The following is a 24283-nucleotide window of genomic DNA, read 5'->3' as shown; positions in this document are numbered from 1 at the left end:
CGCACCTGGAGAGGTGCGACAGGGCCCGTCGTCGTCGGGGTGCCGGATCAGCCGAAGCGGCCCGAGATGTAGTCCTCGGTCGCCTGCTCGGTCGGGTTCGAGAAGATCTTCTCGGTGTCGTCGATCTCCACGAGGTGCCCGGGCTTGCCGGTGGCCTCCAGGTTGAAGAACCCGGTCTGGTCGCTCACCCGCGCCGCCTGCTGCATGTTGTGGGTGACGATGACGATCGTGTACTCCTTCTTGAGGTCGGCGATCAGGTCCTCGATCGCCAACGTCGAGATGGGATCCAGCGCCGAGCACGGCTCGTCCATGAGCAGCACGTCCGGCTGCACCGCGATCGCCCGGGCGATGCACAGGCGCTGCTGCTGACCACCCGAGATGCCGCCGCCCGGCTTGTCGAGGCGGTCCTTCACCTCGTTCCACAGGTTGGCGCCGCGCAGCGAGGCCTCGGCGACCTCGTCGAGCTTCTTCTTGTCCTTGACGCCCTGCAGCTTCAGGCCGGCGACGACGTTGTCGCGGATGGACATCGTCGGGAACGGGTTCGGCATCTGGAAAACCATGCCGATGGTGCGGCGGACCGCCACGGCGTCGGCGTTCTTGTCGTAGATGTTCTCCCCGTCGAGCAGGATCTCCCCGTCGACGCGCGCGCCCGCGATCTCCTCGTGCATGCGGTTGAGCGTGCGGAGCACCGTCGACTTCCCGCAGCCCGAGGGCCCGATGAAGGCGGTGACGCTCCGGGGGGCGACCGTGAGGTTGACGCTCTGCACGGCGTGGAAGGCGCCGTAGTAGATGTCGACGTCCTTGAGGTCGATGCGCTTGGCCATCGAGGATCAGCCGCCTTCTATTTCTGGATCGCCGAGAAGCGCGAGATGACGCTCGCGCCCAGCTGGAAGATCATGACGATGAGGATTAGGGTCAGCGCCGCGCCCCAGATGCGGAACTGGCCCGCCGGCTCCGGGTTGGAGAACTCGCTGAACATCAGCAGCGGCAGCGACGCCATGTTGCCCCCGAAGGGGTCGTAGTTGATGGCGCGGGCGTAGCCGACCAGTACCAGCACCGGGGCCGTCTCGCCGATGACGCGGGCGAACGCCAGCATCACGCCCGTGACCGTGCCGGAGAGCGCCGTGGGCAGCACGATCCGCAGGATCGTCTTCCACTTCGGGATGCCCAGCGCGTACGCCGACTCGCGGAGCCGGTCGGGCACCAGCCGCAGCATCTCCTCGGTGTTGCGGATGACCACCGGCAGCATCAGCAGCACGAGGGCCAGCGACACCATGAAGGCGGACTGCTCGGCGCCCAGGATCGAGATGAAGAGGGCGAAGATGAACAGCGCCGCGACGATCGAGGGGACACCCGAGAGGATGTCGACCATGAAGCTCGTGGTCTTCGCCAGCCGTCCGCGGCCGTACTCCACCAGGTAGATCGCGGCGAGGATGCCGATGGGCACGGCGATGACCCCGCAGAGCAGCGCCTGGATGATCGTCCCGTAGATGGCGTGGTAGACGCCGCCCGCGTACTCCTCGGGGTTCACGCCCGACTGCGACCGGCCCCACCAGTCCGCCGAGAAGATCGCACCGGCGCCCCGGATCACGACCTCGGCCAGGATCCACACCAGTGGGACACAGGCGATGAGGAAGGCGAGGGCCACGAGCACCGTCGCCGAGGTGTTCTTCACCCGGCGTGCCGTGCTGATCGGCTGGAAGGGCGGGGACGACGCCGGCCGCTCCGGCGACTCGAGGGCGGTACTCATCAGCCGTTCACCTTTCCGCCGGCGACGACGCGCGCCAGGGCGTTCACGACGAAGGTCAGGACGAACAGGACCAGGCCCGCCGAGATGTAGGCGCCGGTCGGCAGCGGCTGACTGAACTCCGAGGCCGCGGACGCGATCAGCGAGGCGAACGTGTACCCGCCGTCGAACAGGCTCAGGGTCTGGGCGTTCGTCGAGGCCGAGATCACCAGCAGGATCGCGATCGTCTCACCGAGCGCGCGGCCCAGGCCGAGCATCGAGCCCGCGATGTACCCGCTGCGGCCGTAGGGCAGGACGGCCATCGTGATGACCTCCCACCGCGTCGCGCCGAGCGCCTTGGCGGCCTCGATGTGGAAGCGCGGCGTCTGGGCGAAGACCTCGCGGGCGACGGCGGTGATGATCGGCAGGATCATGACGGCGAGGATGACGCCGCCGGTGAAGATCGTGCCGCGGACGCCGACCGGCAGGTTGCCCTGCGAGAACAGGGGGAACCAGCCCAGATTGTCGACCAGCCACTGGTTGACCGGGAGGATCACCGGCGCGAGCACGAGGATGCCCCAGAGCCCGTAGACGATCGAGGGCACGGCCGCCAGCAGGTCGATGACGTAGGCGAAGGGCCGGGCCACCCGCTTCGGGGCGTACTGCGTCAGGAACAGGGCCACACCGAGCGCGATCGGCATGGCGATCACCAGGGCCAGGATCGACGTCTTCAGCGTGACGACCAGCAGGTCGAGGATCCCGAAGCGCAGGTTGTCCGGGTCGCCGGTGGAGAACTCCGTCGAGGTGAAGAAGTTGGCCTGGTTCGCCAGCAGCGACGGGATCGCCTGGATCAGCAGGAAGAGGCCGATGAGCGCGATCGACGCGACCACCAGGACCCCGGAGCCGGTCGTGAGACCCCGGAAGACCGATTCGCCGCGCCGCGATGAACCCCACATGCTCCTGCTGTTACCCGACTCGGGACCCGGGGACGACTGACTGGTTGCGGCCTCCCGCGCCGGGGCGTCCTCGGGACGCTCCGACCCGGTCCGTGCCGTGGTGCGTTCACTCACAGCGGGGTCTGCCCACCCTCGTCTCGTACGGAGGCCGGGGCCCGCGGTGGCGGGCCCCGGCCGGGGTCATCACTGGATGGCGTTCACGGCGTCGGTCAGACGCTGCTTGAACTGCGCCGGCAGCGGGACGTAGCCCGCCTCCGGGAGACCCTGCTGGGCCTGGTCGGTCAGCGAGGCCGACAGGAAGGCCTTCACACCCTGGGCGGTCGCGTCGTCGGCGTAGTTGGAGCAGACGATCTCGTACGTCGCGAGCGCGATCGGGTAGGCGTTCGGGGCGCTCGCGGTGTAGAGGCTGTTCAGGTCGAGCTTGAGGTCGTTGCCCTGACCCGACACGCGGACGCCGTTGATGGCGTTGCCGACCGTCTCCGGCGACAGCGGGACCGGCTGGCCGCCCCCGGAGTTGACGACGTTGGCGATCCCCAGCCCGCCGCGCTGCGCGAAGGAGGCCTCGACGTAGGTGATCGAGTTCGGGGTGTTCTTCGTGGCGTCCGCGACACCCTGGCTACCGCGCGCACCGGCGCCGACGCCGCCCTGGAAGGTCTGCTCGGCCTCCTTGCCGTAGGTGTTGTTCGATGCGGCGTTGAGGTAGCGCTGGAAGTTCTGCGTGGTGCCGGACTCGTCGGACCGGAAGTTCACGACGATCGGGGCCGCCGGCAGGGCCGCGCCGCCGTTGAGGGCGGCGATCCGCGGGTCGTTCCACGTGGTGATGGTCCCGTTGAAGATCGCGGCGATGGTGGCGCCGTCCAGGTTCAGCGCCTGGAGACCGGGGACGTTGTAGGCGACCGCGATCGGGCCGAAGACCAGCGGCAGGTTCCACGCCGGGGAGGCGCAGCGCGCCTGCGCGGTCGCGACCTCGGCGTCGGAGAGCGCCGAGTCGGAGCCGGCGAAGTCGGTCTGGCCGCCGATGAACTCGTTGCGGCCCGCACCCGAGCCGCTCGGGGTGTAGTTCAGGGTCTGGCCCTCGCAGGCGCCCTCGAAGTTGGTGACGAAGCGCGTGATGGCGTTGGCCTGCGCCGACGATCCGCTGGCCCGCAGGGACTCCTTGCCGCCACACGCGACACCGCCCGGTGCGGCCTGGCCGCCCTGGCCCTCGCCGCCTCCGTCGCTGCCGCAGGCGCTGAACACGAGTGCCCCGGCCGCGATCAGACCGACCGCCGCTGCGCGCCGCTGGAACCTCACAGAGATCTCCTGTCTCGTCCTGTGACCCGGCACCGTCGTCGGTGATCCGGGCATTCCGGGCCGCGGTACGGAAGAGCACGGCGACCGGACGCGGAGATTAGGCAGCCGGAATGGACGACCGACGCTGAGCGGGTGAACGCGAGGTGAACAGGCCCCCGGCGCCCGGCGGGACGGTGTTGAGCCTGATCACATGCCTGCGAGCGCCGACGGAGCGTGGTTGAACGCTCACCCATCGACGTCGGATGACGCGGAGATGGACAGCAGGTGTCGCCTCTCAGGTGAGGCGGTACGACACGTCCGTGCCGTCGACGGCGAACCCGAGCCGACGGTACGTGGCCACGGCCGGGGCGTTGTCCGCCTCGACGTAGAGGACGACCTCGTCGAGCCCGCGTCCGGCGAGGTGGTGCAGCCCCGCGAGCGTGAGCGCCCCGCCGAGCCCCCGGCCCTGGGCGTCGGGGTCCACGCCCACGACGTAGACCTCGCCGACCGGGCCGCCGTCGAGGGCCCCGTCGGGGTGGCGCTTGGTCCAGTGGAAACCCCGGAGCGGGCCGTCCGGCCCGTCGTCGCGCGCGAGCAGGAACCCGGCGGCGTCGAACCAGGGCTCCCGTTCCCGACGGCGGACGTCGTCGGCCGACATCGTCCCCTGCTCCGGGTGCCAGGCGAAGGCGCGGGCGTTCACCGCGACGACCTCGTCCTCGTCCACGCCGGGTCGGAACGGCACGATCGCCACCCCGTCGAGCGCCCGCTCCTCGGGCAGCGGGCCCGCCCCGGCCGGGCGGCGCATCATCCACAGCTCGCGCTCGCGCTCGAGCCCGAAGGCGCCGGCGAGCTCCGCGGCGCCGTCCCGGCCGCCGTGCGCCCACGCCCGGGCCCGCCCCGGCCGGGCCGCGTCGTCCGCGGCCAGCACCGTCGCGAGCGCCCGGCCGTACCCCTGCCGGCGGACGGCGGGGGCGACGGCGAGCTCGACGACGACGTCGTCGGGGTCGGCGCCGTCGACGTGCGCCCAGGCCAGCACGGCGCCGTCGTCGCCGTCGTCGCCCCGCACGACCAGGTGCCGCCCGTGTCCGGTCGGGGTCGCGAGGTCGAGCATCGTCGGCTCGGAGAACGCGGCGACCCCGTCGGCGTGGGCGACGTCCGCCGCGAACCGCTCGAGCTGCGCACGGTCGGCCGCGGAGGGCTCGATCCACACCGGGGTGATCACCTGCGGGACGCTACGCCCTCCTCAGGCGCGCCCGGCCCACACGGCGGGACGGACCACCCGGTCGTCGCGGGACCCCGGACTGCCGGGCTCCTCGTCGTCGTCGGGATCGTCGAGCGCGACCGGGGAACGGCCCTCGCCGCCGAGCACGCCGCGCACCGGGCGGACGAACTTGTAGCCGACGTTGCGGACCGTGCCAATGAGCTGCTCGTGCTCGGCCCCGAGCTTCGCGCGCAGGCGCCGGACGTGCACGTCGACCGTGCGCGTGCCGCCGAAGAAGTCGTAGCCCCAGACCTCCTGGAGCAGCTGCGCGCGGGTGAACACCCGGCCCGCGTGCTGGGCGAGGTACTTGAGGAGCTCGAACTCCTTGTAGGTGAGGTCGAGCGGCCGGCCGCGCAGCCGCGCGGTGTACGTGGCCTCGTCGATCATCAGCTCGCCGAGGACGAGGGCGCCCTCGGCCCCGACCGCGTCGGTGGAGCGGCGGGCGCGCAGCAGGCGCAGCCGGGCGTCGACCTCCGCGGGGCCCGCGCCCGGGAGCAGGACCTCGTCCACGCCCCACTCGACGGACACGGCCACGAGGCCGCCCTCGGTGAGCACGGCGACCACGGGGACGTCGAGCCCGGTGGAGCCCAGGAGGCGGCACAGGCTCCGGGCGGCGGCGAGGTCGTGGCGGGCGTCGACCAGGACGGCGTCGTGCGGTCCGGCGTCGAGCAGGGCCGCGACCTCGGGGGCGGCGGTGCGCAGCCCGTGGGGTAGCAGGGACAGCGACGGCAGCACTGACGTCGGTTCGGGGTCGGCGGTGAGCAGCAGGAGCTCCACGCGAATCTCCCTCCACAGTGGTGGGGAGACCTTAGCCCCGTTCACCGCGCCGTCACCCCGTCGCGCGTCGGATGTCACGTGGACCACGGCCCCCGACGGCCTGGAGACCCGCCCCGCGGCGCGCCCGGTGCCCTGCCTACCGTGGTGACCCTCGTCGGTGGTGGGAGGAGGACCGCGATGACGGCGGCCGTCGTCACCCTCGTGGTGATCCTGGCGCTGGGGGCGATCGTGACCGTGGTCGGTCTCGTCGTGCGCCGGCGCTCCCGGTCCGCGCGGCCCGCGACCCCGGAGCCGGTCGGGACGATCCCCGCCCCGCGCCTGCCCGCCGACCTCACCGCGCGCGACGGCGGCCTGGTGCTGCTGCAGTTCTCGTCGGCGTTCTGCACGCACTGCCGCGACACGCGCAGCGTGCTGGGCGACGTCGCCGCGGAACTGCCCGGCCTGGTGCACCGCGACGTCGACCTCGCCACCCGCCCCGAGCTCGTCCGGCTGCTGGGGGTGGCCCGCACGCCGACGACGCTGCTGGTCGACGGCGGTGGCCGGGAGCTGCTGCGGGTGGACGGGGTGCCGCGCCGCGCGGCGCTCGTCACCGCCATCGAGCCCCACCTCGGCCGGGCCGCCGGTCACGGGTGACCCCGACCGGGACGTTTCGGTAGCGTGGCGCGCGTGGACGAGGGCCTGACACGGCGGCGCGCGGTCGACCTGTGCCGTGTCGACAGCTGCCTGTGTCCCGGCGCCCGTCGCGCGGCCTGACGCTGCACGCCTCTCGAGCCCGTCCCCTCGCCGGACGGGGCCGTCGCGACGCCCGGTGTGTCCAGTTCCCCCCGCGGCGCCGCGTGGCGCCGTCCATCCGATGAGGAGTCATCCATGAGCCGCCAGGACGCCCTGGTCACCGCCGACTGGGCCGAGGAGAACCTCGACGCGCCCGGCGTGGTGTTCGTCGAGGTCGACGAGGACACCAGCGCCTACGACGGCGGGCACATCCCCGGTGCCGTCAAGATCGACTGGAAGACCGAGCTGCAGGACCAGGTCCGCCGCGACTTCGTCGACAAGGCGGGCTTCGAGGCGCTGCTCTCCGCCAAGGGCATCTCGAACGACGACACCGTGGTGCTCTACGGCGGCAACAACAACTGGTTCGCCGCCTACGCCTACTGGTACTTCAAGCTCTACGGCCACACCGCGGTCAAGCTGCTCGACGGCGGCCGCAAGAAGTGGGAGCTCGACGGCCGCAAGCTCGACACCGCCGTCCCGGAGCGCCCGCGGACGACCTACTCCGCGCAGGAGCAGGACCTCTCGATCCGCGCCTTCCGCGACGAGGTCGTCGACGCGATTGGCACGAAGAACCTGGTCGACGTCCGCTCGCCCGACGAGTTCTCCGGCAAGCTCCTCGCGCCGGCGCACCTCCCCCAGGAGCAGGCGCAGCGCGGCGGCCACATCCCCTCGGCGCTCAACGTGCCGTGGTCGAAGGCCGCGAACGAGGACGGCACCTTCAAGTCCGACGACGAGCTGCGCAAGCTCTACGAGGCCGAGGGCCTCGACTCGTCGCGGTCGACGATCGCCTACTGCCGCATCGGCGAGCGGTCGTCGCACACCTGGTTCGCCCTGCACGAGCTGCTGGGCGAGTCCGACGTCAAGAACTACGACGGGTCGTGGACCGAGTACGGCTCGCTGGTGGGCGTGCCGGTCGAGACCGGGGATGGGAAGTCCTGATGTGCGGTGCTCCTGAGCAGACGGCCGAGCTCCCCGCGGGGACCGACCTGACCAGGGAGTCGGTGCTGGTCGGCAAGGTGACCAACGGCGGCTCGCCCGTCGGCGGCGCCTTCGTGCGCCTGCTCGACTCCACCGGCGAGTTCACCGCCGAGGTCGTCTCGTCGGCCTCCGGTGACTACCGGTTCTTCGCGGCCCCGGGCAGCTGGACCGTCCGGGCGCTCTCGCGCTCGGGCAACGGCCAGGCCGACGTCGCGGTGCAGGGCCCCGGGCTCTACACCACCGAGGTGCCGGTGGGCTGAGCCCCGCCACCGACCCGGACACCCGTCCCGCCCCTCCCGGGCGGGGCGGGTGTTCGTCGTTAGGGTGGTCGGGTGGCCTGGGTCTACACGGTCCTCCTCGCCGCGACCAGCGCCGGGATCCTCTCCTACGCGCTCGTGCTGACGAGGCGGCTCTTCCGCGACGAAGCTCCCCGCGACGCCTCCGGGGGCGCCTCATGAGCGAGGAGGTCCCCGAGGGTCTCGCGGGCAACGAGGCCATCCGCGCCGCCGAGGAGCGCGCGGAGCACACGCGCGACGCGAACCGGCCGCAGTGGACCGACCTCCCGATCCCGGACGACACGGCCAACCTGCGCCTCGGGCCGGACCTCGACGACGCCCTGCTGCCGGTGCTCCCGCTCGTCGGGGTGTGGCGCGGGGAGGGCGAGGTCGTCTACCCGACGATCGACGGGCCCTTCCACTTCGGACAGCAGATCACCGTCGCCCACGACGGCCGGCCCGTCCTGGCCTGGGAGGCCCGGGCGTGGCTGCTCGACGGCCCGGGCGGCGCCGTCGTGCGGCCCGCGGCCCGCGAGACCGGCTTCTGGCGGCCGCAGCCCGACGGCACGATCGAGATGCTCCTCGCCCACGCCACCGGGATCGTCGAGATCTTCTACGGGTCGGCCCGCACCCAGACCTCCTGGGAGCTCTCGACCGACGCGACCGTGCGCACCGCGACCGCCAAGGACGTGCAGGGCGCCAACCGGCTCTACGGCATCGTCGACGGCGACCTCTTCTACGTCGAGGAGCGGGCGATGATGGGCCAGGAGATGCAGCCGCACACCTCGGCCCGCCTGCGCCGCATCGTCGGGTAGCCGCGGGTCGGGCGAGCCGGCGAGCGCCGGCCCCGGAGCGCAACGAACGACTCGTTCGTGCAGATGGAAGCCACGAACGGGTCGTTCGTTCCGTCGGCGCCCGTCAGTTCTCGGCGGCGAGGTCCGAGGTGTCCTCGATGTCCTGCGGCGGCGCCGGGCGGGGCGGGGCCGGCGGCGGGAACGGCGGCGGGCCGTAGGGGCCCCGGCGCGGCGGCTGGTGCTGCCAGGGACGCGACGGGCGGCCGGAGTTGGCCACCAGGTCGTCGAGGTGGCCCTTGACCTTGACGAGCTCGTCGAACACCGCGTCGCGCTGCGCCCGCAGGTCGGCCAGCGCCGCGCGGGACTCGGCGTGCTCGGCGAGCAGCGACTCCGCGGCCTTGCTGCGCACCAGCGCCGCCTCCTGCTCGGCGGCCTGCAGGATGCCGCGCAGCCGCTCGTTGAAGGCGCCGACCTGGTCGGGGTCCTGGGCGGGCCGGTCCGGCGGCGCCGGCCGGGCGGCCGCCGCGGCGGGCGAGCCCTCCTGGAGCGTCGCCGCGAGCTCGCGGCGGGGCGGTTCGGGATCCGGGGTGACGCGGCGTCGTTCGCGGACCGCGAGCTGCGCGCGCAGCTGCGACACCATGCGCCGCAGCCCCGCCACGTGCTCGTCGACCTGGCCCCGGTCGTAGCCCCGCAGCACCACGTCGAAGTGCGGGCCGTCCGCCTCCTCCGGCGCGTCCGGGAGATCCAGGTAGTGCTCGGCGTCGGGGGGAGTCCGCCCCCGCTCACCCGTCGTCATACATCACCTCGTCGCCGTCCGGTCTCGGTGCGTGACCGGGCAGCACCGATGGTAGGGATCGATGCCGGGAGGGGCGAGACGCCGAACGGCCGCCGACTCCGCGGCGCGCCGGATCCGGACCCGGCGTGTCGGCCTACCATCGGGGACGTGGACACCGAACTGCGGCAGACGCTGCACCGCCGCGGCCTGCGCATGACGCCCCAGCGCCAGCTGGTGCTCGACGCCGTGTCGGAGCTCGGCCACGCCACGCCGGAGGAGATCTGCACCAAGGTGCAGGAGATCGCCCCGGCGGTGAACATCACCACGGTCTACCGCACCCTCGACCTGCTCGAGCAGCTCGGGATCGTGCGCCACACGCACCTGGGCCACGGCGCCCCGACCTACGCCACCGGTGAGCACGAGCACGTCCACCTCGTGTGCCACCGCTGCGGCGACGTCGACGAGGTCGACGCGGACCTGCTCGACGGTCTGGCGGGCGTGCTCGCGGCGAAGGCCGGGTTCGTCCTGGACCCGACGCACGTGGCGCTGTCCGGGCTCTGCTCGCGGTGCGAGACGTCGGACTCGGAGGCGCACGCATGACTCGTTCCCCCCTGCTGGACACCCCCGGCGCGATCGGGCACCCCGACGGCGAGGGGTCGGACGCCCTCGACGCCGACGTCGCGAGCCACTTCGGCGACCCGTTCGCCGAGCAGCGCGCGGCGAGCCGGCACGCGGTCGTCGTCGACCGCTCGCACCGCGGGCTCGTCGTCGTGACCGGGGCGGACCGCCTGAGCTGGCTGCACCTGCTCGTCTCCCAGCAGGTCGCCGACCTGCCCGACGGCGCCGGGACCGAGGGCCTCGTCCTCGACGTGCAGGGACGGGTGGAGCACCACGCCGTCATCAGCCACGTCACCGGGGTGAGCGCAGCGGCGGGGGAGGCGGAGCCGGCGATCTGGCTGGACGTGGAACCCGGCACGGCGGCGGCCCTGGCGACCTACCTGACGTCGATGACCTTCTGGTCCGCGGTCGAGGTGCGGGACGCGAGCGACGAGTTCGCACTGCTCTCGGTGGTCGGCCCGCAGACCGCGGAGGTCCTGACGGCGGCCGGGGTGGAGATCCCCGCGACCGACGCCGGCCCGCTGTCCGGGGGCGGCATCGTGCGCCGGAAGGAGTGGCCGGCCGACGCCGTCGACCTCGTCGTGCCGCGGGGCGCGCTGACCGACTGGTGGGAGCGGCTGCGCGGCGCCGGGGCCACGGCCGCGGGGCTGGACGCGTTCGAGGCCCTCCGGGTGGCCTCGCTGCGGCCCCGGCTGGGATTCGACACCGACGACCGCACCATCCCCCACGAGGTCGGCTGGATCGGCTCGGCGGTGCACCTGTCGAAGGGGTGCTACCGCGGCCAGGAGACCGTGTCGCGGGTCGCGAACCTGGGCCGGCCGCCGCGCCAGATGGTGCTGCTGCACCTCGCGTCCGGCGACGACGCCCTGCCGCCGCCCGGCACGCCGGTGCTCGCCGCCGAGGGCGGGCGCTCCGTCGGACGCATCGGCACCGCGGTGCGCCACCACGAACTCGGATCGGTCGCGCTGGCGCTGGTCAAGCGCTCGGCCGTCACCGGGGGCGCGGAGCTCTGGGTCGCCGACGACCGCGACGAGGGCGTGCCCGGCCCGGCCACGGTCGACCCCGACTCGGTGCCGCCGGACAGCGGCGAGCCGCCCGGCCGGGCGGCCGTGCGCCGCCTGCAGGGATGACCCCACCGCTCGTCGCGCGCCGCGACGTCGAGGCCGCCGCGGCGGTCCTCGACGGGGTGGCGGTGCGCACCGCGCTCGAGCCGCTCGACGCCGTGCCCGGGCTGCTGCTCAAGCGCGAGGACGCCCAGCCGATCGGTGCCTTCAAGCTCCGCGGCGCGTTCCACGCGGCGGCGCGCCTGGACCCGGAGGTGCGCGCCCGCGGGCTCGTGACGCACTCCAGCGGCAACCACGGCCGCGCGCTGGCGTGGACCGCGGCCCGCCTGGGCGTGCCCTGCACGGTCGTCGTCCCGGACGACGCGGTGCCCGCCAAGGTCGAGGCCATGGCGGCCCTGGGCGCCCGCCTGGTGCCGGTGCCGCCCCCGGAGCGCCTCGCCCGGGCCGAGGCGGTCGTCGCCGAGACCGGAGGGGCCCTCGTGCCCCCGTTCGACCACCCGGACGTGGTGGCGGGGCAGGGGACGGTCGGGCTGGAGCTCCTGCACTCCGGCGTCCCGGTCGACCGCGTGCTCGTCCCGGTCGGCGGCGGCGGTCTGATCTCGGGGATCGCGTCGGCACTGGCCGGGTCCGGGATCCCGGTCGTCGGGGTGGAGCCCGAGCTCGCCGGGGACGCCGCCGAGTCCAAGCGGGCGGGGCACCTGGTCGGCTGGCCGGCCCGCGACGTCGCGCGGACCGCGGCCGACGGGCTGCGGGCGCAGCGGCTGGCGTACCTGACCTGGCAGCACGTGGACGCCCTCGTCGAGGACGTGGTGACCGTGTCCGAGGACGCGATCGCCGAGGCCGCCCGGGTGCTGCACGCCGCCGGCGTGCCCGCGGAGGCCAGCGGGTGCGTGGCGACGGCGGGCGCGCTGACGTGGCCGTCCCTGGTGGGCGGGCACACCGTGGCCGTGGTCAGCGGCCGCAACGTGGACCCGGCCTGGCTCACCCGCGCCCTCGCGGCCTGACGCCGATCCGACACCGCCCCGACGCCGACCCGCCGCCGACGACGACCGGCGCCCGCGCCCCGGTGCCCGGTCGACGCCTGCCGGGCCCGGCCGGGTGACAACGGACGGGTGTGTCCCGCACCATGGAGTCATGATCGAGTTCCGGCAGGGTGGTCGGCGGCGGCTCGACCGCGTGCTCGACCCGGGGTTCCTCGCCGCGATCGGTGACCGGTCGCTCGACGAGCTGCGGGCCATGCGCGACGACGCCGCGCAGGAGGAGACCGACCTGTCCTACCTGCGGCGGCTGCTGCACGCCCGCATCGACATCGTGCGGTTCGAGGAGCAGCGCCGGGCGCATCCCGACGGGTCCGCGGAGTCCTCGCTGGTCGAGGCCCTGCCCCGGATCCTCGCCGACAACGCGATCGGCCCGGCCGCCGGCCGCGGCCGGCACCAGACCGTGCAGCCGTCGCGGGCCGAGTCGCACCGCCGCCACGTCGAGGCGCTGCTGGCCGACACCGGCCTCTCCGACGTCGCGACCCTCTCCGACGCCGAGCTCACCGAGTCCGCGGAGGCCTACGCCGCCGAGGAGGGGTCGGTCTCCGACCACCGCATCCGCGTGCAGCAGGTCATGGACGCGTGCAACGACGAGATCGGCCGCCGCTACCGCGACGGCTCCGCGAGCATCGACGAGCTGCTGCGCCGAGAACGCGAAGGTGCCTAGGTGCCTGACGGCTCGTGAGCACTAATAGGGGCTATAGCCCCAGAAAGTGCTCACAAGCCCGCGGACCCTCGAGGGCGACGACCCCCGCGACACGGCGTGTGTGAGCACTTTCGGGGACTATAGCCCCTGTTAGTGCTCACGTGGCCGCAGGCCACCTAATTGGCCCGCTCCCGGATCGCCCGGCGCGCCCAGAAGTCCCGCAGCCGGCGGTAGCTGTCCATCGCCTTCTCCGCGTCCCCCTCGCGCAGGGCCGCCAGCGCGGCGGTGACGTCCTCGGCCGAGGTGTCCGCGGCCAGGGTCTCGTCGTCGACCAGCTGGACCAGGCCGCCGTAGTCCAGCTCCACCACCGACCCGCCGTCGAAGTGCCGCAGCCAGCGCGCCGTGTCGCGCAGCACCTCGGCCGGGCCGCCCTCGCCGAGCGTCGAGCCCAGGAGCTCCGCCGCGGAGTCGGCCCGGGCCAGGGCGTCCGCCATCGGCACCCGCCAGTAGCACCGGCGCCGCAGCCCCGGCCCGTCCGCGGTCGCGGCGTCGTCGTGGTCCAGGACGAGCACGCGGTCGGCCGCCTCGACGAGCACGAACCACGGCAGCGGCACCGTCCAGGTGGCCGAGACGACGTGCGTGGCGCCCTCCCCCAGCTCGGCGACGACCGCCTCCGCCCGCGAGCGCACGGCGGACTCCTCGTGGTGCAGGGCCGCGGTGCGCAGGACGGGCGCCTCGGTGGACAGGAAGCCGACCAGGGCCGCCGCGGCGCGGGGCCGGGTGTCGAGGGGGCACACGAGCGTCGTCGGGCCGAACCGGGTCGGCGCCGGGGAGCCCTCGGAGGCCGTCGGGGCGTCCGCGCCGTCGGCCAGCAGGACGTCGGCGGGACCCTCGGCGGGCGTGCCGTCGCCGCGCTCCCCGGGCAGCAGACGCTCCGGGACACCGAGCTGTGCCCTGAGACACACGTCCCGTTCGCGCACCCCCGCCTGGGTGACGGGGATCGCTCCGCGCGCCAGCCCGGCCCGCACACGCTGGGCCAACGGTCCCGGGAGCGACCCCAACGGTTCGTAGACGCGCAGGTAGCAGACGAAGGGGGCGGGCACGGGCGCGATGGTGCCACGTCACGTCGCACGCGCGTTCGGACACACGGTATGGTGGTGTCACGAGCATTGCTATGAGATGAGGGGGGCCGCCGGGACCACCGGCCGCCCCCCGCCCTGGTCTAGGGGGTCATTGCCCATGGGACGCGGACGAGCCAAGGCGAAGCAGACGAAGGTCGCTCGCGAGCTCAAGTACAGCTCCCCCAGCACCGACTTCGACGCCTTGCAGCAGGAGCTGGCAAGCGGCGACCCGTTCTCGCGGAGGACGGTCGACGACGACGATCAAGTCGACTCGCGGTACTCCGAATACAGCTACGACGAGCGCTGAACACCCCGGGTGGGTCCCCCACCCCGCGCTTGATCTCCCGGACGCCCGGGCATCCCGCCCCGTCCGTCACCCCACACCGGGGTCGCGGGCGGGGCGTGATCGCGCGCGCCCGGAGATCGGACGGGAGACGGGGATGACGAAGGCGTTCAGCAAGGGTGACCACGTGAAGTGGAACTGGGGCAACGGTGAGGGCGAGGCAGAGGTCGCCGAGGTCCACACCGAGCGCGTCGAGCGCCAGATCGACGGCAAGAAGCAGACGCGCAACGGCACCGACGACAACCCGGCGTACGTGCTGAAGCAGGACGACGGGCAGAAGGTGCTCAAGCTCCACAGCGAGCTCAAGAGCGGCTGAGGGCTTCGCGACGACGGGTCCGCCACGCGGACCCGTCGTCGCGAAGGCTCAGAAGCGCGGGTGGTCGCCGTAGAGCGTCGCGCCCGGGATCTCGCCGCGGACGACCTCGCCGAGCACCCAGGCGGGCACGTGCTTCGCGGTCAGCACCGCGAGCGCCCGGTCGACGTCGTCCGGTGGGACGATCGCGACCATCCCGACGCCCATGTTGAACGTCGCCTCCATCTCGGCGCGCTCCACTCGGCCGCGGCCGGCGATGAGCTTGAACACCGGCGCCGGGTTCCACGTGGTGCGGTCCAGGTCGGCGTGCAGCCCCTTGGGGATGACGCGCGCCAGGTTCGCGGTCAGCCCGCCGCCGGTGACGTGCGCGAACGTCCGCACGTCGGTCTCCGCCGCCAGCGCGAGGCAGTCGCGCGCGTAGATGCGGGTCGGGACGAGCAGCTCCTCGCCGAGGGTGTGGCCGAACTCCTCCACGTGCCCGTCCAGGGACATCCGCCCGATGTCCAGCAGCACCCGCCGGGCCAGCGAGTAGCCGTTGGAGTGCAGGCCCGACGACGCCATCGCGATGACCTGGTCGCCGGCCCGCACCCGCTCCGGACCGAGCACGCGGTCGGCCTCGACGACCCCGACGCCGGTGGCGGAGAGGTCGTAGTGGTGCGGCTCCATCACCCCGGGGTGCTCGGCGGTCTCACCACCCAGCAGCGCGCAGCCCGCGATGCGGCAGCCGTGCGCGATGCCGGACACGATCGCCTCGACCTTCGCGGGGTCGAGCTTGCCGATCGCCAGGTAGTCCTGCAGGAACAGCGGCTCGGCCCCGCACACCACCAGGTCGTCCACGACCATCGCGACGAGGTCGAGTCCGACCGTGTCGTGCTTGTCGGCCGCCTGGGCCACCGCGATCTTGGTGCCGACCCCGTCGGTGGAGGCCGCGAGCAGCGGCTCGGTGTACCGGCCGGTCTTGAGGGCGAACAGGCCGGCGAACCCGCCGATCCCGCCCATCACCTCCGGACGCCGGGTGGCCGCGGCGAGCGGCTTGATCCGCTCCACGGCCCGCTCGCCGGCGGCGACGTCGACCCCGGCCTCGGCGTAGCTGGCCGGGCCGTTCCCCGCCGCGCTCACGGACGCGAGAGGGCGTCCTCGGCGCCGTAGCCGTGTGCGGTCCGCGAGAGCGGGAGACGCAACGGCGCCCCGTCCGCGGTGTCGGGTACGGGGACGCCCGCCCGGGTGCCGTTCTGGTGGACGACGTTGCCCGAATCGCCGCAGGCGGTGCCCGCCACGTCCTCGAGCAGGTGCTTGCCCACCATCGCCTCCTCGGGCAGGGGGATCGGGTACTCACCGGAGAAGCAGGCCGTGCACAGGCGGGACCGCGGCTGCTCGGTGGCCGCGATCAGGCCCTCCGAGGAGACGTAGCCCAGGCTGTCGGCGCCGACCGAGCGACGGATGCCCTCGTTGTCGAGGCCGTTCGCGATCAGCTCGGCCCGCGAGGCGAAGTCGATGCCGTAGAAGCACGGCCAGCGGACCGGCGGCGAGGCGATCCGCACGTGGACCTCCACCGCACCCGCCTCGCGCAGCATCCGCACGAGCGACCGCTGGGTGTTGCCGCGCACGATCGAGTCGTCGACGACCACCAGGCGCTTGCCGCGGATGACCTCGCGCAGGGGGTTGAGCTTGAGCCGGATCCCGAGCTGGCGGATCGTCTGCGACGGCTGGATGAAGGTGCGGCCCACGTAGGCGTTCTTCACCAGGCCCATGCCGTAGGGGATGCCGGAGGCCTCCGCGTAGCCGACGGCGGCGGGGGTGCCGGACTCCGGGACCGGGATCACCAGGTCGGCCTCGGCCGGGTGCTCCCGCGCGAGCTTGCGGCCGATCTCCACGCGGGTGGAGTGCACCCCGCGCCCGCTGATCGAGGTGTCCGGCCGGGCGAGGTAGACGTACTCGAAGACGCAGCCCTTGGGCTCCGGCGCCGCGAACCTCGACGAGCGCAGCCCGTCGTCATCGATCGCGAGCAGCTCGCCGGGCTCGACCTCGCGCACGAAGGAGGCGCCGACGATGTCGAGGGCGGCGGTCTCGGAGGCCACCACCCACCCGCGGTCCAGGCGGCCCAGCACCAGCGGGCGCACGCCGTGCCGGTCGCGGGCGGCGTAGAGGGTGGTCTCGTCGCAGAACGCCAGGCTGAACGCACCCTGCAGGTCGGGCAGCAGCCGCAGCGCCGCCTCCTCGACCCCGAGGTCGGCGGCCGACTCGGCGAGCAGGCCCGTGACGACGTCGGAGTCGGTCGTGGCGCTGATCCGGCCACGCGACGGCACGGTCTCGCCCCGGCGGGCCACCAGCTCGGCGGTGTTCACCAGGTTGCCGTTGTGGCCCAGCGCGATCCCGGTGCCCGCGGGCGTCGTCCGGAAGGTCGGCTGCGCGTTCTCCCAGGTCGTCGAGCCGGTCGTCGAGTAGCGGGTGTGGCCGACCGCCATGTGTCCGCGCAACGAGGACAGCGTCTGCTCGTCGAACACCTGGCTGACCAGACCGAGGTCCTTGAAGACCACGATCTGGCGCCCGTCGGACACCGCGATGCCCGCTGCCTCCTGACCGCGGTGCTGCAGGGCGAACAGGCCGAAGTAGGTGAGCTTCGAGACCTCCTCGCCCGGGGCCCAGACGCCGAAGACGCCGCACTCCTCGTGCGGGACGTCGTCGCGGGGGGCTGTGTCTGCCGACGGACCGGGATCGGCTACGACCACCGAGGGGCTCCTCGAGACGGGGGCGGGACGCGCCCCCAGACTACGTGGGAGACGGGCCCCGGCGGGGCCTCGGCGCCCGCCGCGCCGTGAGTCCGGCGACACCTGCCGTTCACGAGGAGGACGACGACGCCCGGTCCGCGTCGGGTTCGGCGGGCCCGGGCCACGACGGCGCGTCCGGATCGCGCAGGACGTCCCCGATGTCCTCCCGGGGCAGGGCCGCGGCGAAGAGCCAGCCCTGGCCCTCGTCGCACCCGAGCCGGCGCAGCCGCCCGGCCTGCGCCGAGGTCTCCACGCCCTCGGCGCACACCGTCATGCCCAGCGCGTGTCCGAGGTCGACCAGGGTCGCGACGATGCGCTCGTCGACGGTGTCGGAGACCTCCTCCGCACGAAGCCGCTCGCCGAAGGACCCGTCGAGCTTGATGACGTCGACGGGGAGCGTGCGCAGGTAGGACAGGCTCGAGTAGCCGGTGCCGAAGTCGTCGATCGCGATCCGCACGCCGAGCGCCCGCAGCCCGTCGAGCGTCTTGAGCGGGGCGCCCTCGTCGGTGGTCAGCGCCCGCTCGGTCAGTTCGATCTGCAGCAGGCGCGCGGGGAGCCCGGTCTCGGCCAGGACCTGCTCGACGTCCGCGAGCAGGGACGGTTCGTGCAGCTGGCGCGGCGCGACGTTGACCGAGACGAACGGGGCGTCCTCGCCGAACTCGTCGTACCAGCGCCGCGCGTCCCGGCACGCGCGGGCGAGGACCCAGTGCCCGAGCGGGACGATCGCGCCGGTCTCCTCGGCCAGCCCGATGAACCGGCCCGGGCCGAGCACGCCCAGGCGCGGGTGGTGCCAGCGGACCAGGGCCTCGACGCCGCGCATCCCGTGGTCGGCCATGGACACCAGCGGCTGGTAGAGCACGAAGAACTCCTCGCGCTCGATGGCCGCCGGCATGGCCGCCGAGAGCGCGAAGCGGGTGATCTCGGCCTCGTCGCGGTGGGGGTCGTGCAGGGCCCACCGCCCGCGGCCGTCGGCCTTCGCCGAGTAGAGCGTGATGTCGGCGGCGCGCATCAGCTCCGAGGGGTCCCCGCCGACGACGGGCCGTTCGACGATCCCGATGCTCGCCGACACCGTGAGCTCCTGGCCGGCGAGCTCGAGGGGCACCGCGAGTGCGGCGAGGATCCGCTCCGCGAGCGCGATCAGCTGCTCCACGCCGCGCGAGTTCTCCACCAGCACCACGAACTCGTCGCCGCCCATGCGCGCCACGAGCTCACCGTCGGCGGCCTGCTCGGCGAGCCGGTCGGCCACCGCCTGCAGCATGGAGTCCCCGACCTCGTGCCCGAGCGAGTCGTTGACCGCCTTGAAGCCGTCGAGGTCCAGGAAGCACAGCCCGACCCGCCGGGTCGAGCCCGGCGGCGTCGTCGCGAAGATGCGGTCGACGCGGTCGGAGAACAGCGCGCGGTTGGGCAGCGTCGTCAGGGTGTCGTGGTAGGCCTGGTACTCGAGGTGGGACTGCAGCTCGTGCCGCTCGGTGACGTCCTCGAGCATCGCGACCTGGTAGGAGGGCCGCCCGCGCTCGTCGCGCACCAGCGAGCACGTCAGGTTGCAGATGATCTCCTCGCCGTCCTTGCGGTAGAACCGCTTCTCGACGCGGAAGTTGTCCACCTCGCCGGCGAGCAGCCGCTCGTAGAGCACCCAGACCGACGGCAGGTCCTCCGGGTGCGCCATCTCCCCGACGGTCAGCCGCCGCATCTCCTGGGCGGTGTAGCCGAACATCTGGGTCAGCGCCGGGTTCACCTCGACGATCCGGCCCTGCATGTCGCCGAGCCCGATGCCGATCGCGGCCTCGTAGAACATCGCCCGGAACCGGGCCTCGCTGGCGTGCAGCGCCTGCTCGGTCTGGTGTCGGGCGACGATCACCGCGCGGCGGATCGCCTCCTGCTCGTCGAGCGTGCGGTCGCGCAGCGTCGTCGCGTAGCCGGCCGCGAGGGCCCCGACGAGGGCCAGGACGTCCGCGCGCACCGCCTCACCGAGCAGGTCCGGGATCCGGGCCGCGAGCAGCATCAGCGTCCGCTCGACGGTGGAGGGCCCGGTGAAGTGCGCGTGCACCAGCCGGCGGCCCGCGTCGTGCCCGACCTCGGTGCGGATCGGCCGCGCCCGCAGCGCCGCGACCAGGTCGGCGGTGATCTCGGTCAGGTACTCGACGAGCTCGTCGGAGCCCATGGGCACGTAGCTCGTGCCCTCGACCTCGGCCGCCCACTCCCGCGCGAGGACGTCGACGGCGTTGGCGTCGGCGGCCGTGACGACCGCGCCGGTGGCGGAGAACGTCCGGATCTCAGTCACGGCGGCCCACGCCCGCGTAGCCGGGGGAGCGCTCCGGGCGGTCCCCGACCGGGTCGTCCGGACGCCACAGCGCGAAGTACACGAGCCCGGGCTCGACCAGGGAGAACCCGTCGAAGAAGCGCAGCACCTCCGCGTGCGAGCGCATCGACATGGGGGTGTCGGTCCGGCGGTAGAGGGCGACGTGGTCGTCGACGCGCTCCGGAACGCCGTCCGCGGTGGCGTGGCTGAGGACCAGGTGGCTGCCGGGCGCGAGGGCGTCGCGGTAGCGGGCCAGGACCTCCGCGGGCCGGCGGTCGTCGCCGACGAAGTGCAGCAGCGCCACGGCCAGCAGGGCGACCGGCCGGTCGAGGTCGAGGACCGCGCGGACGGCGGCGTCGTCGAGCACGGCGTCGACGTCGCACAGGTCGGCCCGGACCACGCCGGTGCGCTCGTCGCCCTCGAGCAGGGCCCGGGCGTGGGCGACCGCGACGGGGTCGACGTCGACGTAGACGACGCGGGCCTCCGGGTTCTCCTCCCGGGCGACCTCGTGCACGTTGCCCGCGGTGGGGATGCCGGAGCCGATGTCGAGGAACTGGTCGATGCCCTGCGCCGAGCAGTAGCGGACCGCGCGGCGCATGAAGGCCCGGTTGCCCTGCATGATCCGCGGGAGGTCGGGCCAGTCGGCGATGGCCTGGCGCGCCATCTCGCGGTCGACCGCGAAGTTGTGGCTGCCGCCGAGGTAGTAGTCGTAGACGCGCGCGGCACTGGGGCGGTCGATGTCGACCTCCCGCGGAGCCCAAGCCGGTCGCGTCACCCCGTCACCATCCTCCGTCGGGGCGAGCATACGGATCGCGACGCGCCTGCGGACGGCGTCGCTCGACCGGACGAGCGCCTCACGACGGGTCCACGAGCGGCAGCGATGCGGCCACCTGCCCGGCCCGGTGGCCGGAGGCCGTGAGCCGTCCGGCCGCGAGGGCCTCGTCGAAGCGGAGGCGGCCGAGGGCGAGGGCACACCACGTCCGCGGATCGGTCTCCACCACGTTGGGTGGAGTCCCACGCGTGTGACGGGGGCCATGGACGCAGTGTACTGCTCCGAATGGAGGTATACGCACCTCGACGCTGCGACCCGGTGCTACCTGTTCGAGCGCGGCGAGTGACAGCCGGACCGCCGCGGCCCGGTCCGGGCGGGGCGGGTCCGGGGCGGCCGGGTCGTCGACCCAGTCGGCGACGGCCAGCAGGGCGGCGCGGACCTCGGCGGGCTCGGGTGGGCGGCGGCTCGGCATCGTGTGTGAATGTAGGCGCCGTGGACCGGGAGACGGAGCGGGGCCGAGCTCGGACCGTGGTGGTCCGCCGCGTGCTCGGAGTGCTGGTCCTCGGGGTGCTCGTGGCGTGGGGGCGCGGTCTGGTGGCCGCGCAGACGATGGAGGCCGACCACGCGGCCTACTGGCGCCGACGGCGACGCTCCCCCGGGTCGCTGACGCTGGTGGCGCTCGGCGACTCCCTGGCGCAGGGGATGGGGTCGACGGACCCGTCGTCGTCGTGGGCGGGGCGGTTGGCGGCGGCCTGGGAGGAGCGTTCGCGACGGCCGGAGACGCAGCGCAGCGGAGCTCGACCCTTGGTCAGGGTGCGGGTGGTCTGTCTCGGGGTGGTCGGCGCGACGGCGGCCGACGTGCTGCGCGACCAGATCCCGGACCTGCCGCCCGCCGATCTCGTCGCCCTCGGCGTCGGGACCAACGACGCGGCGCAGGGGGTGTCGCCGGAGGAGTACCGGGAGACGTTCACCGAGCTCTGCGCGGCGCTGCCCGACGGTTCCCTGGTGGCCGACGTCCCCGACCTGCAGCGTGGCTCCGCCCGCCGGGCCGGCGTCGAGCTCGCGGCCGTCGCGCGCGAGGTCGTCGCCGGGTTCCCGGGGCTGCGGCTGGTCGAGCTGGAGGCGGCCACGCACCGGATGTGGCCGTGGCAGTTCGGCCCGGACCTCGCGCACCCGAACCGCCTGGGCTACCGGCGCCACGCCCGGGCGTGGATCGCCGCGCTCGACTGATCCGCTTCGGTCGTCGTGGCGGCGGATGTGACGTCCGGCGTCAGCATGGCCGCAGTGCTGACGCCGGAGGAGGGTCAGGCGTCCAGGACCGCGGGCAGCGTCGCGGCGTGGGCGATGACGAGCTCGGCGACGTCGAGCGGGTCGACCCCGGCGATCGCGAGGACGTCGCCGCCGACCTCCCCCAGGCGGGCCGCGGGCTGGGCCGTGTCGACGCAGAGCCGGGCGAGGTCGGCCTCGGCCTCGGCGGGCACCGAGACCAGCATCCGGGCGGCCGACTCCGAGAACAGGGCGGCCGCGGGGTCGAGGTCGCCGGGCGGCAGGGTCACGGCCGCGCCGACCCGGGAGCCGACCGCGCACTCCACCAGCGCCTGGGCGAGGCCGCCGTCGGAGAGGTCGTGCGAGCCGGAGAACAGCCCCTGCGCCGCGCCCTGGGCCATGACCGACGCCAGGCGGGACTCGGCGGCGAGATCGCAGCGCGGTGGGCGTCCGCCGAGGTGGTCGTGGACGACGCCGGCCCACGCCGAGCCGTCGAGCTCGTCGGCGGTCTCGCCGAGCAGCCACACCGCGTCGCCGGGCGCGCCGAAGCCGGCCGGGACCGCCCGGTGCACGTCGTCGACCAGCCCCAGGACCCCGACGACGGGGGTCGGGAGGATCGCCGTCGTCGCGGTCTGGTTGTAGAAGCTGACGTTGCCGCCGGTGACGGGGACGCCGAGCTCCACGCAGCCCTGCGCGAGCCCCTCGACCGCCTCCGCGAACTGCCACATCACGCCCGGGTCCTCGGGCGAGCCGAAGTTCAGGCAGTCCGACACCGCGACGGGGCGCGCGCCGGACGAGGCGACGTTGCGCACGGCCTCGGCGAGCGCGAGCCGGGCCCCCTCCCGGGGGTCGAGCAGGCAGAAGCGGGCGTTGCAGTCGATGGCGAGCGCGATCCCGCGATCGCTCGAGTCGTCCAGGCGCAGCACGCCGGCGTCCGCCGGGGTGGCGGCGGCGGTGTTGCCGCGGACGTAGCGGTCGTACTGGTCGGTGACCCACTCCCGCGAGGCGAGCTGCGGCGAGGAGGCCAGGCGCACGATCTGCTCGGCGAGCTCGGCCGCGGACGACGGCCGGGCCAGACCCGCCGTCGTGAACGCCTGGAGCTCGTCCTGGGAGGCGGGGCGGGCGTAGGGGCGGGAGTAGACCGGGCCGTCGTGGGCGACGGTGCGCGGCGGGACGTCGACGACGACCTCGCCGCCGGCGGTGATCCGCAGGTTCTCGCCGTCGGTGACCTCACCGATCACGCGGGCGGTCACGTCCCAGCGCTCGCAGACCGCGAGGAAGGCGTCCACGTTCTCCGGCGTGACGACCGCGCACATCCGCTCCTGGGACTCCGAGGAGAGGATCTCCGCCGGGGTCATGCCCTCGGCGCGCAGGTGCACCTGGTCGAGGTCGATCTCCATCCCGCCGTCGCCCGCACTGGCGAGCTCGCTGGTGGCGCACGAGAGACCGGCGCCGCCGAGGTCCTGGATCCCGACGACGAGCCCGGCGTGGTAGAGCTCCAGACAGCACTCGATCAGGACCTTCTCGGCGAACGGGTCGCCGACCTGGACGCTCGGGAGCTTCTTGCGGCCGGTCCCCTCCCCGAAGGTCTCGCTCGCCAGCACGGACACGCCACCGATGCCGTCCAGCCCGGTGCGGGCGCCGAACAGCACGATCTTGTTGCCGACGCCGGAGGCGAAGGCCAGGTGCAGGTCCTCGACCCGGAGCACCCCGGCGCACAGGGCGTTGACCAGGGGGTTGCCCGCGTAGGTGGGGTCGAAGACGACCTCGCCGCCGAGGTTGGGGAGGCCGAGGCAGTTGCCGTAGAAGCCCACGCCCGAGACGACGCCGGGGAGCACCCGGGCGGTGTCGGGGGCGTCGAGCGGGCCGACCCGCAGGCCGTCCATGACGGCGACCGGCCGGGCGCCCATGGCCATGATGTCGCGGACGATGCCGCCGACGCCCGTGGCCGCGCCCTGGTGGGGCTCGACGTAGGACGGGTGGTTGTGCGACTCGATCTTGAAGGTGACCGCCCAGCCGTCACCGACGTCGACGACGCCCGCGTTCTCGCCGATGCCGGCGAGCAGGTGGCGGCGCATCTCGTCGGTGGTGGTCTCGCCGAAGCGGCGCAGGTGCACCTTGGAGGACTTGTAGGAGCAGTGCTCGGACCACATCACGGAGTACATGGCGAGCTCGGCGTCGGTCGGGCGGCGGCCGAGGATCTCGCGGATCCGGGCGTACTCCTCGTCGCGCAGCCCGAGGGCGGCGAAGGGCTGGGGGTGCTCCGGGGTCGCGGCGGCGTTCGCGACCGTGTCGAGGGTGGTCCTGCCCGCCTGGTCCGCAACGGTCACGGCTTCGACCCTACTGACGCGCCGGTCCGGCCGCCGCGCCCGTGATCGTGCCCACGGATGCGACGAACGAAACGGCCCGGACGGCTGAATAGTGGGTCGCCGCGTGTTCGACCGGTCACTC

At 73.7% G+C, this 24283-nt stretch carries 27 protein-coding genes; 13 read left to right on the top strand and 14 right to left on the bottom strand.

What is annotated here, in order from left to right; genetic code table 11:
• Positions 1-47: 47 nt before the first annotated feature.
• The 6 genes from pstB to WCD74_RS18690 all read right to left on the bottom strand — a co-directional run bounded on the left by pstB (position 48) and on the right by WCD74_RS18690 (position 5998).
• The gene (gene pstB, locus WCD74_RS18715; RefSeq protein ID WP_337696385.1) at positions 48-824 is read right to left on the bottom strand and encodes a phosphate ABC transporter ATP-binding protein PstB; all 777 of its coding nucleotides are present in this window, start codon (positions 822-824) and stop codon (positions 48-50) included.
• Between the two features lie 17 nt (positions 825-841).
• Positions 842-1750, bottom strand: coding sequence for a phosphate ABC transporter permease PstA (gene pstA, locus WCD74_RS18710; RefSeq protein WP_337696384.1), 909 nt, complete (start codon positions 1748-1750; stop codon positions 842-844).
• On the bottom strand, positions 1750-2682 hold the full coding sequence (gene pstC / locus WCD74_RS18705; RefSeq protein WP_337696383.1) for a phosphate ABC transporter permease subunit PstC: 933 nt from the start codon (positions 2680-2682) through the stop codon (positions 1750-1752). The genes pstA and pstC overlap by 1 nt, the downstream gene beginning before the upstream one ends.
• 183 nt (positions 2683-2865) lie before the next feature.
• The gene (pstS, locus tag WCD74_RS18700) at positions 2866-3975 is read right to left on the bottom strand and encodes a phosphate ABC transporter substrate-binding protein PstS (protein WP_337696382.1); all 1110 of its coding nucleotides are present in this window, start codon (positions 3973-3975) and stop codon (positions 2866-2868) included.
• 274 nt (positions 3976-4249) lie between these two features.
• Positions 4250-5176: a mycothiol synthase gene (gene mshD / locus WCD74_RS18695; RefSeq protein WP_337696381.1), complete on the bottom strand. Its 927-nt coding sequence runs from the start codon at positions 5174-5176 to the stop codon at positions 4250-4252.
• Between the two features lie 21 nt (positions 5177-5197).
• Positions 5198-5998: a winged helix-turn-helix transcriptional regulator gene (locus tag WCD74_RS18690; RefSeq protein ID WP_337696498.1), complete on the bottom strand. Its 801-nt coding sequence runs from the start codon at positions 5996-5998 to the stop codon at positions 5198-5200.
• Positions 5999-6169: 171 nt separating this feature from the next.
• On the opposite strand from WCD74_RS18690, the gene WCD74_RS18685 reads away from it, so the two are divergent.
• From WCD74_RS18685 to WCD74_RS18665, 6 genes are all read left to right on the top strand, one after another.
• A complete protein-coding gene (locus tag WCD74_RS18685) occupies positions 6170-6625 on the top strand; it encodes a TlpA family protein disulfide reductase (protein WP_337696380.1) in 456 nt (151 codons plus the stop codon).
• A 24-nt stretch (positions 6626-6649) separates the two neighbouring features.
• A complete protein-coding gene (locus WCD74_RS29975) occupies positions 6650-6745 on the top strand; it encodes a putative leader peptide (RefSeq protein WP_373696099.1) in 96 nt (31 codons plus the stop codon).
• 114 nt (positions 6746-6859) lie between these two features.
• The gene (locus WCD74_RS18680) at positions 6860-7702 is read left to right on the top strand and encodes a sulfurtransferase (RefSeq protein WP_337696379.1); all 843 of its coding nucleotides are present in this window, start codon (positions 6860-6862) and stop codon (positions 7700-7702) included.
• Positions 7702-8001, top strand: coding sequence for a DUF1416 domain-containing protein (locus WCD74_RS18675; RefSeq protein WP_337696378.1), 300 nt, complete (start codon positions 7702-7704; stop codon positions 7999-8001). The genes WCD74_RS18680 and WCD74_RS18675 overlap by 1 nt, the downstream gene beginning before the upstream one ends.
• 72 nt (positions 8002-8073) lie before the next feature.
• On the top strand, positions 8074-8199 hold the full coding sequence (locus WCD74_RS18670; RefSeq protein ID WP_337696377.1) for a hypothetical protein: 126 nt from the start codon (positions 8074-8076) through the stop codon (positions 8197-8199).
• On the top strand, positions 8196-8831 hold the full coding sequence (locus WCD74_RS18665; RefSeq protein ID WP_337696376.1) for a heme-binding beta-barrel domain-containing protein: 636 nt from the start codon (positions 8196-8198) through the stop codon (positions 8829-8831). Before WCD74_RS18670 ends, WCD74_RS18665 begins: the two co-directional genes overlap by 4 nt.
• A 103-nt stretch (positions 8832-8934) precedes the next feature.
• Here WCD74_RS18665 and WCD74_RS18660 read toward each other — a convergent pair whose 3' ends face one another.
• Complete coding sequence (locus tag WCD74_RS18660) at positions 8935-9606, bottom strand: hypothetical protein (protein WP_337696375.1); 672 nt, start codon at positions 9604-9606, stop codon at positions 8935-8937.
• Positions 9607-9753: 147 nt separating this feature from the next.
• Here WCD74_RS18660 and WCD74_RS18655 point away from each other — a divergent pair, with 147 nt between their 5' ends.
• The 4 genes from WCD74_RS18655 (at position 9754) to WCD74_RS18640 (ending at position 12971) form a co-directional block, all read left to right on the top strand.
• Entirely contained in the window at positions 9754-10185 is a 432-nt protein-coding gene (locus WCD74_RS18655; protein WP_337696374.1) for a Fur family transcriptional regulator, read from the top strand.
• Complete coding sequence (gene ygfZ / locus WCD74_RS18650; protein WP_337696373.1) at positions 10182-11333, top strand: CAF17-like 4Fe-4S cluster assembly/insertion protein YgfZ; 1152 nt, start codon at positions 10182-10184, stop codon at positions 11331-11333. The genes WCD74_RS18655 and ygfZ overlap by 4 nt, the downstream gene beginning before the upstream one ends.
• Positions 11330-12271: a threonine ammonia-lyase gene (locus tag WCD74_RS18645; RefSeq protein WP_337696372.1), complete on the top strand. Its 942-nt coding sequence runs from the start codon at positions 11330-11332 to the stop codon at positions 12269-12271. The genes ygfZ and WCD74_RS18645 overlap by 4 nt, the downstream gene beginning before the upstream one ends.
• Before the next feature lie 130 nt (positions 12272-12401).
• Positions 12402-12971: an RsiG family protein gene (locus tag WCD74_RS18640; RefSeq protein WP_337696371.1), complete on the top strand. Its 570-nt coding sequence runs from the start codon at positions 12402-12404 to the stop codon at positions 12969-12971.
• Positions 12972-13126: 155 nt separating this feature from the next.
• Here the strand turns inward: WCD74_RS18640 and WCD74_RS18635 are convergent, their stop codons facing one another.
• Complete coding sequence (locus WCD74_RS18635; protein WP_337696370.1) at positions 13127-14053, bottom strand: DUF8083 family protein; 927 nt, start codon at positions 14051-14053, stop codon at positions 13127-13129.
• Between the two features lie 136 nt (positions 14054-14189).
• Between WCD74_RS18635 and WCD74_RS18630 the strand changes: the two genes are divergently transcribed.
• The gene (locus WCD74_RS18630) at positions 14190-14378 is read left to right on the top strand and encodes a DUF3073 domain-containing protein (protein WP_337696369.1); all 189 of its coding nucleotides are present in this window, start codon (positions 14190-14192) and stop codon (positions 14376-14378) included.
• A 133-nt stretch (positions 14379-14511) separates the two neighbouring features.
• Positions 14512-14730 (top strand): hypervirulence associated TUDOR domain-containing protein, encoded by a 219-nt coding sequence (locus tag WCD74_RS18625; protein WP_337696368.1) that lies wholly within the window; start codon positions 14512-14514, stop codon positions 14728-14730.
• Positions 14731-14778: 48 nt separating this feature from the next.
• On the opposite strand, the gene purM is transcribed toward WCD74_RS18625, so the two are convergent.
• The 5 genes from purM to WCD74_RS18600 all read right to left on the bottom strand — a co-directional run bounded on the left by purM (position 14779) and on the right by WCD74_RS18600 (position 21038).
• Positions 14779-15846 carry a phosphoribosylformylglycinamidine cyclo-ligase gene (gene purM, locus WCD74_RS18620; RefSeq protein ID WP_337696367.1) on the bottom strand — a complete coding sequence of 356 codons (1068 nt, stop codon included), beginning with the start codon at positions 15844-15846 and terminating at the stop codon, positions 14779-14781.
• Positions 15843-17456 carry an amidophosphoribosyltransferase gene (gene purF, locus WCD74_RS18615; RefSeq protein ID WP_337696366.1) on the bottom strand — a complete coding sequence of 538 codons (1614 nt, stop codon included), beginning with the start codon at positions 17454-17456 and terminating at the stop codon, positions 15843-15845. The genes purM and purF overlap by 4 nt, the downstream gene beginning before the upstream one ends.
• A gap of 109 nt (positions 17457-17565) precedes the next feature.
• Positions 17566-19776: a putative bifunctional diguanylate cyclase/phosphodiesterase gene (locus WCD74_RS18610; protein WP_337696365.1), complete on the bottom strand. Its 2211-nt coding sequence runs from the start codon at positions 19774-19776 to the stop codon at positions 17566-17568.
• Complete coding sequence (locus tag WCD74_RS18605; protein WP_337696364.1) at positions 19769-20569, bottom strand: SAM-dependent methyltransferase; 801 nt, start codon at positions 20567-20569, stop codon at positions 19769-19771. Before WCD74_RS18605 ends, WCD74_RS18610 begins: the two co-directional genes overlap by 8 nt.
• Before the next feature lie 79 nt (positions 20570-20648).
• Positions 20649-21038, bottom strand: a complete 390-nt coding sequence (locus WCD74_RS18600) for a sterol carrier family protein (RefSeq protein ID WP_337696363.1) — start codon at positions 21036-21038, stop codon at positions 20649-20651.
• A 20-nt stretch (positions 21039-21058) separates the two neighbouring features.
• Between WCD74_RS18600 and WCD74_RS18595 the strand changes: the two genes are divergently transcribed.
• Complete coding sequence (locus WCD74_RS18595; RefSeq protein WP_337696362.1) at positions 21059-21796, top strand: SGNH/GDSL hydrolase family protein; 738 nt, start codon at positions 21059-21061, stop codon at positions 21794-21796.
• A 74-nt stretch (positions 21797-21870) separates the two neighbouring features.
• Here the strand turns inward: WCD74_RS18595 and purL are convergent, their stop codons facing one another.
• The gene (gene purL / locus WCD74_RS18590) at positions 21871-24162 is read right to left on the bottom strand and encodes a phosphoribosylformylglycinamidine synthase subunit PurL (protein ID WP_337696361.1); all 2292 of its coding nucleotides are present in this window, start codon (positions 24160-24162) and stop codon (positions 21871-21873) included.
• Positions 24163-24283: the final 121 nt, after the last annotated feature.

This window comes from Actinomycetospora aurantiaca (assembly GCF_037401875.1).
Lineage (GTDB): Bacteria > Actinomycetota > Actinomycetes > Mycobacteriales > Pseudonocardiaceae > Actinomycetospora > Actinomycetospora aurantiaca.
Note: the sequence above shows the minus strand (reverse complement) of the source record. Positions and strands in the feature narration are given on the sequence as shown.